Origin of the sequence: Pseudomonas sp. G5001 (assembly GCF_013385475.1) — a bacterium.
GTDB lineage: Bacteria > Pseudomonadota > Gammaproteobacteria > Pseudomonadales > Pseudomonadaceae > Aquipseudomonas.
Map to the genome: position 1 here is coordinate 46,605 of NZ_JACAPZ010000013.1, position 16,821 is coordinate 63,425.

At 62.2% G+C, this 16,821-nt stretch carries 17 protein-coding genes; 6 read left to right on the forward strand and 11 right to left on the reverse strand.

Features of this window, described 5'->3' with window-relative positions; translation table 11 throughout:
* Window positions 1-15 precede the first annotated feature (15 nt).
* Together HX805_RS13150 and HX805_RS32240 are read left to right on the forward strand one after the other, a co-directional pair.
* Window positions 16-1,596: an ABC transporter ATP-binding protein gene (locus HX805_RS13150; protein ID WP_177081846.1), complete on the forward strand. Its 1,581-nt coding sequence runs from the start codon at window positions 16-18 to the stop codon at window positions 1,594-1,596.
* Between the two features lie 9 nt (window positions 1,597-1,605).
* Window positions 1,606-1,965: a hypothetical protein gene (locus HX805_RS32240; protein WP_218167342.1), complete on the forward strand. Its 360-nt coding sequence runs from the start codon at window positions 1,606-1,608 to the stop codon at window positions 1,963-1,965.
* A gap of 121 nt (window positions 1,966-2,086) precedes the next feature.
* Here the strand turns inward: HX805_RS32240 and HX805_RS13160 are convergent, their stop codons facing one another.
* Window positions 2,087-2,836, reverse strand: a complete 750-nt coding sequence (locus HX805_RS13160; protein ID WP_087692989.1) for an SDR family NAD(P)-dependent oxidoreductase — start codon at window positions 2,834-2,836, stop codon at window positions 2,087-2,089.
* Window positions 2,837-2,934: 98 nt separating this feature from the next.
* On the opposite strand from HX805_RS13160, the gene HX805_RS13165 reads away from it, so the two are divergent.
* Window positions 2,935-3,294, forward strand: coding sequence for a helix-turn-helix domain-containing protein (locus tag HX805_RS13165; RefSeq protein WP_008433396.1), 360 nt, complete (start codon window positions 2,935-2,937; stop codon window positions 3,292-3,294).
* Between the two features lie 198 nt (window positions 3,295-3,492).
* Window positions 3,493-4,698, forward strand: a complete 1,206-nt coding sequence (locus HX805_RS13170; RefSeq protein WP_008433402.1) for a multidrug effflux MFS transporter — start codon at window positions 3,493-3,495, stop codon at window positions 4,696-4,698.
* On the opposite strand, the gene HX805_RS13175 is transcribed toward HX805_RS13170, so the two are convergent.
* The 9 genes from HX805_RS13175 to HX805_RS13215 form a co-directional block, all read right to left on the reverse strand.
* Complete coding sequence (locus tag HX805_RS13175) at window positions 4,683-5,000, reverse strand: DUF971 domain-containing protein (RefSeq protein ID WP_177116918.1); 318 nt, start codon at window positions 4,998-5,000, stop codon at window positions 4,683-4,685. The genes HX805_RS13170 and HX805_RS13175 overlap by 16 nt on opposite strands.
* A complete protein-coding gene (locus tag HX805_RS13180; protein ID WP_177116919.1) occupies window positions 4,997-5,950 on the reverse strand; it encodes a HEAT repeat domain-containing protein in 954 nt (317 codons plus the stop codon). Before HX805_RS13180 ends, HX805_RS13175 begins: the two co-directional genes overlap by 4 nt.
* On the reverse strand, window positions 5,947-6,786 hold the full coding sequence (locus HX805_RS13185; protein WP_177116920.1) for an ABC transporter ATP-binding protein: 840 nt from the start codon (window positions 6,784-6,786) through the stop codon (window positions 5,947-5,949). The genes HX805_RS13180 and HX805_RS13185 overlap by 4 nt, the downstream gene beginning before the upstream one ends.
* The gene (locus HX805_RS13190) at window positions 6,786-7,568 is read right to left on the reverse strand and encodes an ABC transporter permease (RefSeq protein WP_003217654.1); all 783 of its coding nucleotides are present in this window, start codon (window positions 7,566-7,568) and stop codon (window positions 6,786-6,788) included. Before HX805_RS13190 ends, HX805_RS13185 begins: the two co-directional genes overlap by 1 nt.
* A gap of 12 nt (window positions 7,569-7,580) precedes the next feature.
* On the reverse strand, window positions 7,581-8,987 hold the full coding sequence (locus HX805_RS13195; protein ID WP_177116921.1) for an ABC transporter substrate-binding protein: 1,407 nt from the start codon (window positions 8,985-8,987) through the stop codon (window positions 7,581-7,583).
* Between the two features lie 122 nt (window positions 8,988-9,109).
* Window positions 9,110-9,355 (reverse strand): ferredoxin family protein, encoded by a 246-nt coding sequence (locus HX805_RS13200; protein ID WP_003217650.1) that lies wholly within the window; start codon window positions 9,353-9,355, stop codon window positions 9,110-9,112.
* 39 nt (window positions 9,356-9,394) lie between these two features.
* Window positions 9,395-11,125, reverse strand: coding sequence for a fumarate reductase/succinate dehydrogenase flavoprotein subunit (locus HX805_RS13205; protein WP_003217648.1), 1,731 nt, complete (start codon window positions 11,123-11,125; stop codon window positions 9,395-9,397).
* On the reverse strand, window positions 11,122-11,883 hold the full coding sequence (locus HX805_RS13210) for a GntR family transcriptional regulator (RefSeq protein ID WP_008433419.1): 762 nt from the start codon (window positions 11,881-11,883) through the stop codon (window positions 11,122-11,124). The genes HX805_RS13205 and HX805_RS13210 overlap by 4 nt, the downstream gene beginning before the upstream one ends.
* Before the next feature lie 170 nt (window positions 11,884-12,053).
* Window positions 12,054-14,975: a TonB-dependent receptor gene (locus HX805_RS13215; RefSeq protein WP_177116922.1), complete on the reverse strand. Its 2,922-nt coding sequence runs from the start codon at window positions 14,973-14,975 to the stop codon at window positions 12,054-12,056.
* A 229-nt stretch (window positions 14,976-15,204) separates the two neighbouring features.
* Between HX805_RS13215 and HX805_RS13220 the strand changes: the two genes are divergently transcribed.
* Together HX805_RS13220 and HX805_RS13225 are read left to right on the forward strand one after the other, a co-directional pair.
* Complete coding sequence (locus tag HX805_RS13220; protein WP_177116923.1) at window positions 15,205-15,477, forward strand: DUF2790 domain-containing protein; 273 nt, start codon at window positions 15,205-15,207, stop codon at window positions 15,475-15,477.
* Between the two features lie 99 nt (window positions 15,478-15,576).
* Window positions 15,577-16,434: an SDR family oxidoreductase gene (locus tag HX805_RS13225; protein ID WP_177052034.1), complete on the forward strand. Its 858-nt coding sequence runs from the start codon at window positions 15,577-15,579 to the stop codon at window positions 16,432-16,434.
* Window positions 16,435-16,553: 119 nt separating this feature from the next.
* Here HX805_RS13225 and HX805_RS13230 read toward each other — a convergent pair whose 3' ends face one another.
* A complete protein-coding gene (locus HX805_RS13230; RefSeq protein ID WP_003217639.1) occupies window positions 16,554-16,778 on the reverse strand; it encodes a DUF2188 domain-containing protein in 225 nt (74 codons plus the stop codon).
* Window positions 16,779-16,821 lie beyond the last annotated feature (43 nt).

Here is a 16,821-nt window from a genome sequence, read left to right on the forward strand (position 1 = left end):
TAAGCGAGCTGTGCCGTGACTGACGCGTTGATTGAAATTCGTAACCTGAAAGTGGCGTTCGACGGGCACAAAGCGGTGCGTGGCATCGACCTGGATATTCACCCGGGCGAGTGCCTGGCGCTGGTGGGCGAGTCGGGCTCCGGCAAATCGGTGACCGCCCACTCGATCCTGCAATTGCTGCCGCCCCACACCACGCGTACCCAGGGCAGTATTCGCTACCAGGGCGAAGAGCTGCTCGGCGCGCGGCCGGAGCGTTTAAGGCAGATTCGCGGCGATCGCATCGCGATGATCTTTCAGGAGCCGATGACCTCGCTCAACCCGCTGTACAGCGTGGAACGGCAGCTGTCCGAAACCCTGCTGCTGCACAAAGGCCTGGGCGGTGCGGCGGCGCGTGAGCGCGTGTTGGAGTTGCTCGAACTGGTGGGCATCCAACAGCCGCGCCAGCGCCTTGCGGCGTACCCGCATCAGCTCTCCGGGGGGCAGCGCCAGCGGGTGATGATCGCCATGGCCCTGGCTTGCGAACCGCTGCTGTTGATCGCCGACGAGCCCACCACGGCCCTGGACGTGACCGTGCAGCGACGCATTCTTGCGCTGCTAAAAGACCTGCAGCAACGCCTGGGCATGGCGCTGCTGTTGATCAGCCACGACCTCAACGTGGTGCGCAGCATCGCCCAGCGCGTGGCGGTGATGCGCGCCGGCCAGATCGTCGAACAGGCCGACTGCCAGGCACTGTTTGCCGCGCCGCAGCACGCCTACAGCCGGCAGTTGCTCGAGGCCGAGCCCGAGGGCAGGGCGGTGGTGCGTGAGACGGCGGACAACCTGCTGGAAGTGGACAACCTCAAGGTCTGGTTCCCGCAAGGCGGCCTGCTGCGGCGCAAACCGCCAATCAAGGCGGTGGACGGCATCGACCTGCGCCTGCAACGTGGCAAAACCTTGGGCATTGTTGGCGAATCCGGCTCGGGCAAATCCACCCTTGGCCAGGCGATCCTGCGGTTGATCGACGCCCAAGGCAGCATTCGCTTCGAGGGCCAGGCCCTCGACGCACTCAAAGGCAAGGCCCTGCGTCCGTGGCGGCGCAAACTACAGGTGGTGTTTCAAGACCCGTTCGGCAGCCTCAGTCCGCGCATGAGCGTGCAGCAAATCATCGAAGAAGGACTGCGCGTACACACGGACCTCAATGCTTGCGCGCGCGAAGCTCAAGTGATTGCCGTGTTGCGCGACGTCGGACTCGACCCCGATACGCGCCATCGCTTCCCCCACGAATTCTCCGGCGGCCAGCGCCAACGCATCGCGATCGCCCGCGCACTGGTGATTAAGCCGGATTTGATATTGCTCGACGAACCCACCTCAGCCCTCGACCGCACCGTGCAAAAGCAGGTGGTGAGCTTGCTGCGCAGGTTGCAGGAGGAGCATGGGCTGACCTACTTGTTTATCAGCCACGACCTGGCGGTGGTAAGGGCGTTGGCTCACGACTTGATCGTGGTGAAGGATGGCGTGGTCGTGGAGGCGGGGAGTACCGAGCAATTGTTCGACGCACCGGAGCATGCCTATACGCGGGATTTGCTGGTAGCGTCGTCGTTGAGGAATCGCGAGTAGTACAGCCTAGTGGGCGCTGATTTCACGCTTTACCGTCTGCTGTGCTTCTGCCAACAACCAGTCCCGGAACGTCGTCAGTTTGGGCAGGCTGGCGCACTCAGGCCGATAAATGACGTAGTAGGCCAGATCCGAGTGTTCGGCGTAATGGCGGTCGGGTCTTTTTCGTCGGGTGGGCTGCTGTCGGCTTATGGCTGGAATACAGTGCTGTGGGTTTCGCTTTTACCGCTGGTGTTGGCTGTCGTCGCGCTGGCACTGACTGTCCCCAAGTACATGGCCGGTCGGTTTGATCTGAAAGGGCAAGGTGCGTTAGCCACTCGAGCGCATTTCCTGCTCAAGCAAATCCCGGGCGCTATACGTCATTTAACATAATATACATTATGCGTAATCATATGATCCGTTATCAGGGCCAGTGCCAGCCAGATTTCAACCAGTGCACCACGCTCCTCATCGACCAAACCCAGCCTGTCTCGATTTGGTCGATGAGCCTGGATCACACCTGAGCGAAACCGCCATCCACGAACATCTCGCTGCCCGTCATGAAGCTGCTCTCATCCGATGCCAGGAACAATGCCGCATTCGCCACTTCATCTGGCTGCCCCATACGACCCAGCGGTACACGCGTAACCATCGAATCGACAATCGCATCCTTCTGGCCGGTACCTGATAGCGCTCTGTCCAAACCTGGTGTCGTTGTCGGCCCAGGTGAAAGCACGTTCACGCGAATACCTGTGCCTTGCAGATCCAGCGCCCAGCTTCTTGCGAAGTTTCGCAGTGCGCCTTTCGACGCGCTGTAGACGCTGAACGCTGCGGTGCCCATCGAGGCCGTCGTCGAACCTGTCAGCACAATCGAGCCACCGGCGCTCATCAATGGCAACGCGTTCTGTACGGTGAACAACGTGCCTTTCACGTTCACGCCAAAGGTGCGATCAAACGATTCCTCCGTGATCGCACCAATGGGCTCCAGATCCCCAAGGCCCGCATTGGCGAACAACACATCTACACGACCTTTGTCAGCCTTGATCTGCGCGAATACCCGCTCAAGATCACGCAGGTTTGAAATGTCGCCCTGGATCGCGATCGCGTCATGCCCGATCAGGACCAAGGCTTTGTCCAGTTCATCCTGGCGGCGTCCCACGATAACGACCTGTGCACCTTCGGCCGCAAAGCGTATGGCGCTGGCCAAGCCGATCCCGCTGTTGCCACCGGTGACGACGGCGATTTTCCCGTTGAGCCTGTTCATGAGTGTTTCCCTCAAATGTTGAGGCCCAAGCGTAGATCTGCGCTATTGTTTTGAATAGTATGCACCTTTTGGTAAGTACCCAGCCTGAGGGCAAAAACATGTCAAACAGCACCTTTAACTGCGGGCTCGACGCCGCCCTGGCGGTGATTGGCGGGAAATGGAAACCGTTGGTCCTGTATCACCTGGCCCATGAAGTTCACCGTTATGGCGAACTGCGGCGCGCCGTTGGCGGCGTGACGGACAAGGTGCTGATCCAGCAATTGAAGGAGCTGGAACGCGATGAAATCATCGCGCGCATCGACTACAAGGAGATACCGCCAAAGGTCGAATACTCCCTGACTCCCTTCGGACGCTCGCTGGCCCAGGCATTGGGGCCGCTTTGCCAATGGGGCACCGACCATATGCTGGCGGTTGAACGCATCAGTGAGCGCCGAGCGACCGCCCTCGCCCAGCCTTAAATTCGCGAAATATCCAACTCGACTAAATGGATATTTAGTTGAGTTAAATCAATACTTTACGTCTATCTCCCGTATCAATTGCCTATTCACGACACCCTGCCGCTGGTGACTCTGTAGCGAGTCTGTAAACACCGGCTTGTATGCGCCGAGGGCGATCACTAAGCTGGCCCCTCTTTTTTACCGCCGCCCGGAACCACCATGTCTCGAAGTATCGCCCACCTCGCCCTGCTGCTGGGGTTGATCACCGCCGTCGGCCCGTTTGCCATCGACAGCTACCTGCCGGCGTTGCCGACACTCGGCGCCAGCCTGCATGCCTCGCCTGCCGCGGTGCAGATGAGCCTGACGGTGTTCTTCATGATCATCGGTGTGTGCCAGCTGTTCTACGGCCCGATCAGCGATGTGTTCGGGCGCAAGCCGCCGATCTATGCCGGCCTGGCGATTTTCATCGTGGCCAGCATTGGTTGCGCCCTCGCCCCCTCCATCGAGGTGCTGATCGGCTTCCGGGCGTTGCAGGCCTTTGGCGCCTGCGCCGGGATGGTGATTCCACGGGCGATTGTGCGTGACTTGTACACCGGCCATGAAGCCGCGCGCCTGATGGCGTTGCTGATGCTGGTGGTGAGCATTTCACCGATTCTCGCACCGCTGGCCGGCAGCGTGATCATTGCAGTGTGGAGCTGGCGCGAAGTGTTTTGGGTACTGGGTGTGGCCGCAGTGCTGTGCCTGATCATGACCGCCGTGCAATTGCCGGAAACCCACCCCGCCGAACGCCGCCTGGGCAAGACCCTGGGCAATGCGTTCGGCAGCTACGGCGCGTTGCTGCGTGATCCGGTGTTTACCGGGTTGTCGGTAGTGGGCGGTTTTGGCCTTGCGACATTCTTCGTGTTCATCGGCAGCGCGCCATTCGTCTACATCGAATACTACGGGCTCACGCCAACGCAATTCAGCCTGTGCTTTGCCCTCAACGCGGCGTCGTTTTTTGCCCTGAGCCAGTTGACCGCGCGCTTGAGTGCACGCTTCGGCCTCGCGCCGTTGATTCGCTGGTCGGTGGCGGGCGTGGCGACCGTCATGACCTTGCTGGCACTTACCACACTGTGGGGCAACAGCCTGCCGTTAATGATGGCACTGCTGTTTATTGGCTTTGGCTTTCTCGGCTTGCTGTTGCCGGCGGCCGGCGTGTTGTCCCTGGAAGATCACGGTGCCGTGGCCGGTTCGGCCTCGGCGCTGTTGGGCGCGATCCAGATGATCACCGCCGCCGTAGCCATGTCCCTGGCCGGCCTGTTCGCAGACCACACACCGGCGCCGATGTTGATCGGCATCGCCCTCAGCGCCGTGGCAGCGATGCTGACGGTGTGGTGGACGCTGCGCCGCCTGCCGGCACACCTGCAACCTCAGTCGCGCACCTGACCAGCGGAGATTGGCGCCCCGGTCTGGAGCCCCATTGCCGCCAAATAAGCCCACGGGTAAATCCCCCGCTGGTGCCCATCGCTGAAGATCAACTGCACGCCATACCCCTGGGGATGGACCTCCAGCACCCGGACACGGTCCGACACCAGCGGCGCCGTGCCTCTCAACCGAAAGGCCCGGCACTGCGAGCACGGGCATTCACGGCGCAGGCGAGCGTGGTCGATCCATTGCACGCCGTCGCGCCATTCCAGCCTCAAGCGCCCATCATCATCGCGGCCAATGCCGTTCGGTGCACTGTTCATTGCAGTTGTGCCAGGGCAATGCGCACCGCCTTGCGTACTTCCGGGTCGCCATCGTCGGCCGCATCACGCAGCGGGCCAAGGGCCTGTCGGTCGCCCAACTCGCCCAGCGCCAGGGCGGCTTCCTTGCGCAGGTTGCTGATGCTGTGGCCCAACGTCAGGAGCAGCGCCGACAACGCCGGTGCATACCGCAGGCGCCCAAGGCTGCGGGTAGCGCGCAGGCGGACTTGCCAGTAGTCATCGGCCAGCGCCGTGATCAAGGCGTCGCCCGCGCGGGTGCTACCGACTTTGCCCAAGGTGGTCGCGGCCTCTTCCCGTACTTGCCAGGTGGCGTCCTGCAACGCTTCATACAGCGCCGGCAGTACCCGCTCATCACTGGCCAGGCCGAGGGCGCCGGTGGCGGCACGCCGGACTTCGGTGTCCGGATCGCTGCTGGCCAACCTCGCCAGGGCGTCCAATGCCGGCAGGTGCTTGAGCCAGCCGAGCACACCGACCGCTTCGCGGCGCACCCCCGCATCGGTATCGCTCAGCGCCAGCATTGCCGACGGCGCCGCCGCTTCAAGGCGCAACTCGCGCAGGGCACGGAAGATTGCCGTGCGCACGCTGACGTCGGCGTGGGTGGCCCAAGGCAATAACAGCCGGCCCGCCTGCGTCGTCTTGAGTACGCTCAAGCTCTGGGCGGCGGCATCACGTACCGACGCTTCAGTGTCGGTCAGCGCCTGGCACAGCGCCTCGACCACTGCGTCTTCTTCCCACGCCTCCAGCAGGCTGGCAGCCTGGGCGCGCACGTCGGTGGCCGGGTCGTGGCGCAGGCTGTCCACCAACCACACCAGGCCGTCGGGGTCTTCCAGGTCAGCCAGGTCAATCAGGGCGATCCGGCGCATGCCGGCATCCGGCGCTTGCAGCCGCGAGCGCAGGGCTTGGATGTCGGGGTTTTCGGTTTCATAGGTCATATGGCAAATCGCGGTCTTGGGTGATCGTTGGGTAGCCCGAGCGGGTTCAGCCGTGGTAACTGGCGACCATCTTCGTGGTGCAGCAGCTCCAGGCAATGGCGCTTGAGGTGGGTAAATTCCGGCGAGGTCATCAGTTCGGTGCTGCGCGGCCTTGGAAAAGTCAGCTGGAAATCCTCGATGATGCGCCCGGGGCGCGGGCTCATCACCAGGATGCGGTCGGCCAGGAACAGCGCTTCGTCGATGTCATGGGTGACAAACACCACGGTGGTGCGGATGCGCGTCCAGATGTCCAGCAGCAAGGCCTGCATCTTCATGCGGGTCAGGGCATCCAGCGCGCCGAACGGCTCATCCATCAACAGCAGGCCGGGACGATTGATCAATACCCGGGCAATTTCCACCCGCTGCTGCATGCCACCCGACAGCTGGTTGGGCCAGCGCTCGGCAAAACCTTCCAGGCCCACCAGGTGAAGGATCTCATCGGCGGCGGCCAGGCGCTCGGCCTTGCCTACGCCGCGCATCTTCAGGCCGAAGGCGACGTTTTCGCGTACCGAACGCCAAGGGAACAGTGTGTGTTGCTGAAACACCATGCCCCGTTGGTGGGACGGGCCGGCAACCGGCCGGCCATCCATTTCCAGCGTGCCCTGGCTTGGTGTGAGATGCCCGGCCAGCGCGCCGAGCAAGGTCGACTTGCCACACCCGGACGGGCCGAGGATGCACACGAACTGCCCCGGCTCGATCCTGCAATCCAGGGCTTTCACCGCCTCGAATGCCTGCTGCTGTTCGCCCAATACAATGGACAAGCCGCGTATGTCGACACGGCCTTCAAGATGACTCATCAGGCTTTACCTCGTGGTCGATGCCAGGGAGTGAACAGTGCGCCGAGACGCTTGACCAACAGGCTGCTGCCCATGCCCAGCACGCCGATCAACAGCATGCCAACGACAATGTCGGCATAGTTCTGGATGGTGTAGGACTCCCAGGTGTAATAGCCGATACCGTACTGGCCGGAGATCATTTCCGCCGTCACCAGGCAGAACCACGAAGTGCCCATGCCAATCGCCAGGCCGGTGATGATGCTCGGCGCGGCGCCCGGCAAAATCACCTCCAGCAGGATCGCCCGGCGCCCTGCCCCCAGGCTGCGCGCCGAGGCGATCAGCCGAGGATCGACGCCTTCCACGCCATGCACCGTATTGAGCAGTACCGGAAACAGCGCGCCGGTGAAGGTGATGAAGATCATCGACAGCTCCGACGACGGGAACATCAGGATCGCCAGCGGGATCCAGGCCACCGCCGGGATCGGCCGGATCACCTCCAGCGGCGGCAACAGCAGGTCTTCCGCCCACTTCCAGCGGCCAATCGCGATGCCCAGGCCGATCCCCACCAGCGCGGCCGCCAGGTAGCCCTCGAACACCCGGGTCAGGCTTGCGCTCAAGTGCCGCACAAGCTTGCCCGAGTCCGCCAGCCCCAGGGCAGCCTGCACCACGGAGCCCGGCGTGGGCACATTGGCAAATGTCACCAGCCACAGGTTCCAGTGCTGGCTGGCCGCCAACTGCCAGAACAGCAGGCACAACAGCAAGGAAGCGGCCTTGGGCAGCCAGCGCCATGGGGTGCTTGTCATGAACACGCTCCCTCAGCGACCGGCAACGGCCTGCGCGCCGGCGTCGGTGAAATTGAACACCTTGCCGCCCCGGGCCTGGGCAAATTGCTGCGCCTGGCCCTTGAGCAGGAATGCACTGAGTTGGCCGTGCTGGTTGGTCGCAAACCAGGCCTGGCTCGCCAGCAGCTTGATGCCGCTGTCTTCGGCCTGGGCATACACGGCGCGCACCGCCTTGCCCTGTTTGTTCAGGCTGTCCAGCGCGGTGAACGCCGCCTCGGCCGACGCGTAATCACGCACCTTGGGCTCACCCTTGACCCAGATTTGCGCGACGTGCTTCCAGTCAGTGATCGGCGCGCCGCTCAGGGCGTCGTTGGCCTTCAGCGGGGCCTGGGCGTAGTTGCCCAATTGCGCCGCATAGTCCAGGCCCGAAGCCTTGAACGCGGCACGGATGTACTGGTCATCGATAAAGGTATTGAGGTCCAGGCCACGGTCGGCCTTTTTCAGCAGCTTGAGGGTGTCGATCGCGGTGCCCACGGCCTGGCGGTATTCGGGTTTCCAGCTCAAGTCACGGGTCTGCACGCCCAGCGGGCCATGGAACAGGTAGTTGACCTCGGCTTCGACGCCGGTGACTTTTTCGATCAGCTCGCTGTACTTCTCCGGCTCTGCGGCCAGCAACTGATTGGCCTCGATACTCGCGCGCAGGTAGGCGACGACCACTTCCGGGTACTGTTTGGCATAACTTTCGTCCACCAGCGCGCCGTGGAACGTCGGGGTGTTGGATTGCGAGCCGTCGTAGATCTTGCGGGCGAAACCACGGTTGGGGAACAGTTCGCCGAACGGCACAAAGTCGGCATGGGCGTCGATCTTGTTGGCCTGCAACGCCGAGCCTGCCACTTCGGGCGCCTGGGCAATAATGTTGACGTCCTTGAGCGGGTCCCAGCCCTGGGCCGCGACAGCACGCAGCAACATGCCATGGGCCGTGGAGGCGAACGGCACGGAAATCGTCTTGCCTTTGAGGTCCGCCAGGGACTGGGCGCTGGAAGCGACCGGCACCACAATGCCGTTGCCGCTGCCCTTGATGTTGCCCGACAACACGCTGATGAACAGGCTGTGCTTGCCCGCCGCCTCGAACGCTACGCCGTTGAAGGCACCGGGGAAGTCGGCCATTGCGCCAAAGTCCAGTTTGCCGGCGACCATTTCATTGGTCAGCGGCGCGCCACTGGTGAAGTTTTTCCACTGCACGTCGTAGGTCGCGTCCTTGTACTTGCCGTCGTGCGGCAGGTATTTGTCCAGCAGCCCCAGTTCGCGGATCAGCAAGCCGCCCGCGGCACAGTTGATGGTGGTGTCCTGGGTGCCGATGGCCACCCGGATCGTTTGTGCCTGGGCCGACAGGCTCAAGCAAGCCAGCACCAGGCCGGCCAGGGTTGCGCGCAATAACATTGGGTAGTTCCCCTCGAATCATGGTTGAAGGAATCGTCTCCGCCACGGTCTGGCGCGGTGGGAAACGAGGGGGTGTGGCTAGGGCTGCGTCCGGGGTTGGCGGATGGCGTTTGCGGCAGGTCTCAGCGCAACAGGTACGGAATCTCGACCTTGACTGCGCCGGTGGGGCAATCTTTTTCACAGGGCATGCAATACCAGCATTCATCGAACGCCATGTACGCCTTCTGCGTTGCCGGGTTGATCGCCAACAGGTCCATCGGGCACACGTCGACGCAGACCGTGCAGCCTTTTTCGGCGATGCACTTGTCCTCGTCCACCGTTACCGGGGCGTTGGAGCGAAAGAATATTTCCTGGGGCTGATAGGCCATTTCACGGTGTCCTGTGGTGAGCGAGCTTGGGGGGCACATTCAGGCGGCGTCAGCCCCTACGCGCAGGCGGTCGTAAGCCTGCATCTCTTCGGCATCCAGCGGGATCACATAGGGCTCGACGGGTTTCTTGAAGCTGACCATCTGCCCGTCCTCGCCCTTTTTCAGGTGGCAATGGCAGAACCAGTCGGCGTCGTTGCGTTGCGGGTGATCGACCCGGTAGTGGTACAGGCCCCAGCGGCTTTCGGCGCGGTACAGCGAGGCGCGGGCAGCCATTTCGGCGCAGTCGCGGATCACGCTGGTTTCCATGGCGCGCATCAATTCATGGGGGTTGTGCGCCTTCATCTGGTCCAGGTCGCGCTCGATATCGGCGAAGCGTTGCAAGCCGATTTCCATCTTGCGGGTGACCTTGGGCGGCTGCAGGTAATCGTTGACGAAGCGCCGCAGCTTGTACTCGACCTGGGCCGGCGGCAGACCGGTTTCGCGGTCCAGTGGCGCATAGACCCGAGCCTGCTCGGCGGCCACTTGCCGGGCATCCACCGCGCTGAATTCGCGCCCGGCCACAAAGCTTGCCGCGTTGGTGCCGGCAAACCAGCCATAGGTGAACGCGCCGAGCATGTAGTTATGTGGCACCGCCGCCATGTCGCCCGCTGAATACAAGCCCTTGACCGAGGTTTCCGCGCGCTCGTTGACCCACACGCCCGACGCCGAATGCCCGCTGCAAAAGCCGATCTCGGAGATATGCATCTCGACCATCTGGCTGCGGTAGTCGGTGCCCCGGTTGGCGTGGAACTGGCCACGGCTGGGGCGCTCGTTGCTGTGCAGGATCTGCTCGATGTTCTGGATGGTTTCCTCCGCCAGGTGATCGAGCTTGAGGAACACCGGGCCGTTGCCGCTTTCCAGTTCCTGGTGGAACTCCCACATCATCTGCCCGCTCCAGTAGTCGCACTCGATGAAGCGTTCGCCCTTGTTGTTGGCGGTGTAGCCGCCCAAGGGGCCGGTGACATAGGCGCATGCCGGGCCGTTGTAATCCTTGATCAGCGGGTTGATCTGGAAGCACTCCAGGTTCGCCAGTTCGGCTCCGGCGTGGTAGGCCATGGCGTAGCCGTCGCCGGCATTGGTCGGGTTTTCATAGGTGCCCATCAGGTAACCCGAGGACGGCAAGCCCAGGCGGCCGGCCGCGCCGCAGCAGAGGATCACCGCCTTGGCCTTGATCACCTGGAAGTCCGCAGTGCGGCAGTCAAAACCCATCACGCCATTCACCGCGCCTTCACTGTCGGTCAGCAAGCGGGTGCACACCAGGCGGTTGGTGATGCTGACCCGGGCGCGCTTGAGCTGGCGATACAGCACCTTCTTGATGTCGTGCCCTTCAGGCATCGGCAACACGTAGGCGCCCATGTGATGGACTTTTTTCACCGCGTAATCGCCGGTTTCGTCCTTCTCGAACTTCACGCCCCAGCGGTCCAACTGCTCGATGGTTTCAAAACTGTGGGTCGCGTAGGCGTACACCGCCGCCTGATTGACGATGCCGTCGTTGGCAATCGTGATTTCCTTGGTGTACTGCTCCGGCGTGGAGTGGCCGGGAATGATCGCGTTGTTGAGGCCGTCCATGCCCATGCTGATGGCGCCGCTGCGCTTGACGTTGGCCTTGTCGATCAGCAATACGCGCAGATCGCGGTTGGCCTCCTTGGCCTTGATCGCCGCCATGGGGCCGGCTGTGCCGCCGCCGATCACCACGATGTCGTATTCCAGTTCCAGGGTTTGGCGGCTCACGGGCGGCTACCTCGCTGACGGTCGATGCGCAGGCGATACTGAAACGCGTCGCCACGGTAATACAGGTGTTCGAAGTCCACGGGCTGGCCGTCTGCGGTGTGGGTCAGGCGTTCGATGCGCATGATCGGCGAGCCGGCCTCGACGTTCAGCGCCTGGGTCAGCTCGCTGTCGGCGAGTACCGCGTCAATCGCCACGTCGGCGTGACCCAGTTGCAAGCCACAGTCGTTCTCCAGGATCAGGAAGATGTCGCGGGTTACCAGGTCGGCGTTTTCCAGGCGTTCGCCCAGGGCCTGGCTGAGGTAGGTGATTTCCAGCGACACCGGTTCGCGGTTGATCAGCCGTACCCGCTTGATCTGCGCGACAGTGCTGCCCTCCTCCACGCCCAGGCGCTCGGCCACCAGCTTGTCGGCGGGCACGAAGCGGTAGCTGCGCAGGCGGTTGATCACTTCATAGCCGCGCTCGGTCATGGACTCGCCCAACCCCTGCAGGGTGCTGACGTTCTGATAAGCCTTGGGTTTGGAAACAAAGGTGCCTTTGCCGTGGATCTTGTAGATCAGGCCTTCCTTTTGCAGATCACCCAGGGCCTGGCGCACGGTGATGCGGCTGACTTTGAAGCGCGTGCCCAGTTCGCTCTCGGAAGGCATCTGGGTGTTCGGCGCGTACTCACCATCAAGGATGCGGCTGCGCAGCAGGTCCCGCAGTTGGGCATGCAGCGGAACGCTGGACAGAGGGGATAAGGCGACGGTTGATTCGTTCATCAGGGCCACTTGTCATAACGAGTTATGACGTGATCATAAGGAGTCTTATGAAAAGCCTGGAAATACCGTTTTGGAATAAGGTTATGGACCGGCGAATCCCGCTGCACCTACGGGATGGGTGCAGTGGATCCGCCTGTTTTTATAGAGCAGTGTCTGGACCTGATGAACAATCAGAAGTTATAGCTGACCCGGGTATAGAGGATGCGGCCAAACGGGTCGGCGTATTTCGGGTCGTACCCGCTCTGGAACGCATAGGTCTGGTTGCTGAACGGCGGCGCGCGGTCAAACAGGTTTTTCGCGCCCAGCGTGACAGCCAGGGACTTGCTCCAGTTGTAGGTACCCGCCAGGTCCCAGACGTTGTAGGAGCCTACGGAGTCGTGGGTGTCGGGGTCCGAGTCGTGATAGCCACTGGTGTAGCGGTTGGTCAGGCTGACGCCCAGCGGTCCGCGGGCCCAGGTGCCGGTCAGGCTGTGGCGCCAGCGTGCAACGGCGCCCGCGGTGGAGAACTCGCCGCCACGGAAATCACCGAGTTTGTCGATGTAGTCGCCCTTGAGCTCCTGCTGGTATTTGTATTCGTTGACGTAGGTGCCTTGCAGGCCGATGCCGAAGTCACCGATGGCGGTGCTCGGGAAGCGGTAGTCGAAACTCACATCCACGCCGTTGGTCTTGGTCTTACCCAGATTGGCAAGGCCGGTAACGATGTGATCGATGGAGCCATCCGCCTTGCGGATCAAGCGGTCGCCGTAGGCATCCGGGTCATCGAATACCGACGACTCAGGAAACTCGGCAATCTGGTTGGCGATGGTGATCCACCAGAAATCCAGGCCGGCACTGAGGCGCTCAATCGGTTGGAACACGAAACCAAAGGTCACGTTACGTGCGGTTTCCGGGCTCAAGCTGCCGTTGCCCCCGCTTTGCCGGCGGAACTGCTGGGCGCAGTCGCGGTTGCCGATCCCGCCATTGGCCGGGGTGCCGCCCGGGCACAGGCGCGGGTCGTTGTAGTTGGCCACGGTGTAGCTGGTGTAGGTCGGGTTGTACAACTCGTACAGCGACGGCGCACGGAAGCCTTCACTGTAGGCACCGCGCACCACCAGTTCCTTGAACGGCTGGAAGCGGAACGAGTATTTCGGGTTGGTGGTGCTGCCAAAGTCGCTGTATTTGTCATGACGCACGGCGGCAGACAGTTCCAGGCTTTCGAGCACCGGCACGTTGACCTCGGCGTACTCGGCCGACACGCTGCGATTGCCGCGCACCGCGCCATTGGGGTCTACGCCCAGGCTCTGCACGGTCTCGGCAAACTGGGCGAAATCCTGGTGGAAATCCTCCTTGCGATATTCACCGCCCAGCGCCAGGCCCGTCGGCCCCGCACCGAACCAGTCGCCGATTTCACGGCTTACGCGCCCGTCGATACTCTTCACTCGGCCCACGGCAGTGGCGTAATCGCCATCGACGCGGCTGGAGGCGAGCAACGCCCTGCCCGCTTCACTCTGCGGCCCGAACGGGTTGATCACACCGTTGGCAATCCCCTGGCTGATGGTCTGGTCGTTTACATAGCCGTCAAGAATGGTTTGCACCACTTTGTTCTGGTTGTAGGACGCGCCGACGTTGTAGTCCCAGTTCGCCACATTGCCTTCAAAGCTCAGCAGCAGCCGCTGGCTGGTGTTGTCATCTTCGTGCTTGCGCGCGCCGGCATCGGTTTCACGCCAGTTCACGTCTACCGGCTGTGTCGGGTCCAGGGCGAAACCCGTGGGGCCCGGGGTGATGCCATTGCCCGGATAGAAAGGCGTACCCGGATTGACCTGGGCGCCCATCAGGGTGCCTGGGCCAATCTGCGTACGGTTTTCGTTGCGCGCCCAGAAGTATTCGAGGCTGACGGTATGGTCATCGGCCAGCTTGCCGGTGGCTTTGGCAAAGGCCGAGGTTTTTTCGGTTTCCGGCACCAGGTCCAGGTAACTCCACAGGCTTTGGCGGCAGATGCCATTGCGTGACAGCAGCCCGGGGGAGTTGCAACCGGAGCCGGCCAGCGGGTTGGTCGCGTTGCTGCCCTGGCTCCAGTTGGCCGGCGCGGCGGTGCCGGAGGTGAAATCCAGGCCGCGACTGGGCTGGTAGTTGTAGGTGAAGTCACGGTCCTTGGCCGCCAGGCGCGTCTGCTTGTCGTAGCTGACCACGCCGAACACGTTGAAGCGGTCCTCTTCAAGGTCGCCGAAACCGTAGCTGCCGCTGAAGTTATGGCTGTCGCCGCCGCCGGAGCGTGTGGGCGAATCGTAGTTGGTGGAAAGTTGCCCACCGGTGAGGCTGGTCTTGGTAATGAAATTGATCACCCCGCCAATCGCGTCGGTACCGTACAGCGCCGAGGCGCCATCGCGCAGGACTTCCACGCGGTCGATGGCGGCGAACGGGATGGTGTTCAAGTCCACCCCGGAACCGTTGGTGGTGTTGACGGCGTTGTTGCTCAGGCGCCGGCCATTGAGCAGCACCAGGGTTTTGTTCGCGCCAATCCCGCGCAAGTCGGCATACGCCGCACCGCCGCTGCTGGAACCCACCGAACGCCCGGAGCCAACGGCAGACTGGTTGGCCGAAATGCGGTTGATCAACTCCTCGGTGGTGCTCACACCCTGCTCGCGCAATTGCTCGACCCGCAGGATGGTCACCGGCACTGCCGTTTCCGCGTCCACCCGGCGAATCGCCGAGCCGGTCACCGTGACTTTTTCCAGGCGGTAATCAGTACTTTTGCCCTCGGCCGGTGCGACGCTGGTGGACGTCACGGGTGCTGGATGCACCGTCAGCCCCTGTTCGCTGTCGCTCACTTGCAGGCCGCTGCCCTGCAACGCCTTGTCCACCGCTTGCAGGCTGCCCAAATCGCCGCGGATGGCGGCACTGCGCTTGCCCTGCACCCACTGTTGATTGAACGAAATCATCACCCCGGTCTGCCGGGAGATATCCAGCAGCACCGTATCAAGCGGGCCGCCAGCGATATCGAAGGTGAACACCTGGCCGGCCGCTTCCTGGGCCATCACCGATGTCGTGCACACTCCCATCGCCAGCGCCGCCGCCAGCGTCAGCCTTGGTAGTTGTTGTTTGAATAAAAACATCGAGGAACTCCCTGTTGTATGTGTCTACAGGGATGAGCAACGGCAGACGGATATTTATAGGGCTGCGTTTAGGCGAAGATGCTATGAGTTTATAACCGGTTATAAGAGGCTTGCTGCATCGATTTGGCTGATGTCTTCTATTGGCCCGCAAGCGTTCATCCCCGCGCCAGGTGCTTTGTAGAATGAACCCCACAGTCAAGCCACCACCTTCGTGGTGTCGGAGGTTCTCATGCGTTATCTGCTTATCGCCGTGCTGGGCCTGTTCAGCACACTTGCCTTCGCCCAGGGCGAAACCCGGGTACCCACTGTGAGTGCCAACACCCCCGCCAGCGAGGCGTACGACTATTCCCAGGACCTGGACATCGCCAAGGTGGTGCGCGTCAGTACCGAATCCTCCACAGAGTGCGGGCCGGTCAAGGGTCATATGGTCTACATCGACAGCCACGGCGTGCGTCATGAACTGGACTACATGCGCCTGGGCGATGCCTGCCAGCACGGTTGAGCGCAAACCATTCGTCGGGCTCGACCGGCATCGATTACAACTATCCGGCAGCTGAAAATCACTAATCCATAGAACCCGTTGTGATCTATGGAGATTGAGATGATTGACTACCCGCGCCCACCTTTCGCCAGCCAGGCCCAATCCGTTCCCGGTTCGCAGAAGAAGATGGACCCCTATCCCGACTGCGGCGAGAAGAGCTACACCGGCTCCGGCCGCCTGGCCAACAAGATCGCCCTGATCACCGGCGCCGACAGCGGTATCGGCCGCGCCGTGGCGATTGCCTTTGCCCGCGAAGGTGCCGATGTGGCAATCGCCTACCTGGACGAACACGAGGACGCGAAGGAAACCGCACGCTGGGTGGAAGAAGCCGGCCGCCAATGCCTGTTGCTGCCCGGCGACCTCGCGCAAAAAGCCAACTGCCAGGCGATTGTCGACCAGACCGTCGAGCAGTTCGGGCGGATCGACGTGCTGGTCAATAACGCTGCATTCCAGATGACCCACGAGACCCTCGAAGAAATACCCGACGAGGAATGGGTCAAGACCTTCGATATCAACATCACCGCGATGTTTCGCATCTGCAAGGCGGCGCTGCCGCATATGAAGGCCGGCGGGTCGATCATCAATACCAGCTCGGTGAATTCCGATATGCCCAAGCCAACGTTGCTGGCATACGCCGCCACCAAGGGCGCGATTGCGAACTTTACCGGTGGCCTGGCGCAACTGCTGGGCAGCAAGGGCATCCGCGTGAACAGCGTGGCGCCGGGGCCGATCTGGACGCCGTTGATTGTCTCGACGATGCCGGACGAAGACGTGAACAGCTTCGGCAGCGAGACACCGCTGGGCCGCCCCGGCCAGCCGGTGGAAGTAGCACCGATCTATGTGTTGCTGGCGTCGGATGAGGCGAGTTACATCTCGGGCTCGCGGTATGCGGTGACGGGCGGCAAGCCGATTCTCTAGGGTCGGATGCAAATCCAGTGTGGGAGCGGGCTTGCTCGCGAAGGCGGAGTGTCAGGCAATGCATGTGTAACTGAACCACCGCCTTCGCGAGCAAGCCCGCTCCCACATTGGGTGCTCGGTCAGCCCGGAGATCGTGTCGGGTCAGCCTTGCGCGGATAGGTTCTTTCCTCCTGAATCCGCCCATCCATGCTGTGAATCCTCAGCGACGCCGTCTTGTCGCTGAGAAACTCTTTCGCCAACTCAACGATCGCCTCCTTGGTCTCCGCCGTTTTCGACGGCCGTGCCGAGCCCTGCTTGGTCAACGCCCAACCCGTGCCGGTCTTGTTGATGTTGTAGGTATCCATGGTCTGCTCCTTCGACTGAATAAACACGGCACGCGGCAAAACC

Excerpts from the sequence above, each read along its gene's own strand:
- HX805_RS13160 (WP_087692989.1), bottom strand. The coding sequence starts at position 2,836 with ATGAACAGGCTCAACGGGAAAATCGCCGTCGTCACCGGTGGCAACAGC.
- HX805_RS13220 (WP_177116923.1), top strand. The coding sequence starts at position 15,205 with ATGCGTTATCTGCTTATCGCCGTGCTGGGCCTGTTCAGCACACTTGCC.
- HX805_RS13230 (WP_003217639.1), bottom strand. The coding sequence starts at position 16,778 with ATGGATACCTACAACATCAACAAGACCGGCACGGGTTGGGCGTTGACC.
- HX805_RS13200 (WP_003217650.1), bottom strand. The coding sequence starts at position 9,355 with ATGGCCTATCAGCCCCAGGAAATATTCTTTCGCTCCAACGCCCCGGTA.
- HX805_RS13165 (WP_008433396.1), top strand. The coding sequence starts at position 2,935 with ATGTCAAACAGCACCTTTAACTGCGGGCTCGACGCCGCCCTGGCGGTG.
- HX805_RS13170 (WP_008433402.1), top strand. The coding sequence starts at position 3,493 with ATGTCTCGAAGTATCGCCCACCTCGCCCTGCTGCTGGGGTTGATCACC.
- HX805_RS13175 (WP_177116918.1), bottom strand. The coding sequence starts at position 5,000 with ATGAACAGTGCACCGAACGGCATTGGCCGCGATGATGATGGGCGCTTG.
- HX805_RS13180 (WP_177116919.1), bottom strand. The coding sequence starts at position 5,950 with ATGACCTATGAAACCGAAAACCCCGACATCCAAGCCCTGCGCTCGCGG.
- HX805_RS13190 (WP_003217654.1), bottom strand. The coding sequence starts at position 7,568 with ATGACAAGCACCCCATGGCGCTGGCTGCCCAAGGCCGCTTCCTTGCTG.
- HX805_RS13195 (WP_177116921.1), bottom strand. The coding sequence starts at position 8,987 with ATGTTATTGCGCGCAACCCTGGCCGGCCTGGTGCTGGCTTGCTTGAGC.
- HX805_RS13215 (WP_177116922.1), bottom strand. The coding sequence starts at position 14,975 with ATGTTTTTATTCAAACAACAACTACCAAGGCTGACGCTGGCGGCGGCG.
- HX805_RS13185 (WP_177116920.1), bottom strand. The coding sequence starts at position 6,786 with ATGAGTCATCTTGAAGGCCGTGTCGACATACGCGGCTTGTCCATTGTA.
- HX805_RS13210 (WP_008433419.1), bottom strand. The coding sequence starts at position 11,883 with ATGAACGAATCAACCGTCGCCTTATCCCCTCTGTCCAGCGTTCCGCTG.
- HX805_RS13225 (WP_177052034.1), top strand. The coding sequence starts at position 15,577 with ATGATTGACTACCCGCGCCCACCTTTCGCCAGCCAGGCCCAATCCGTT.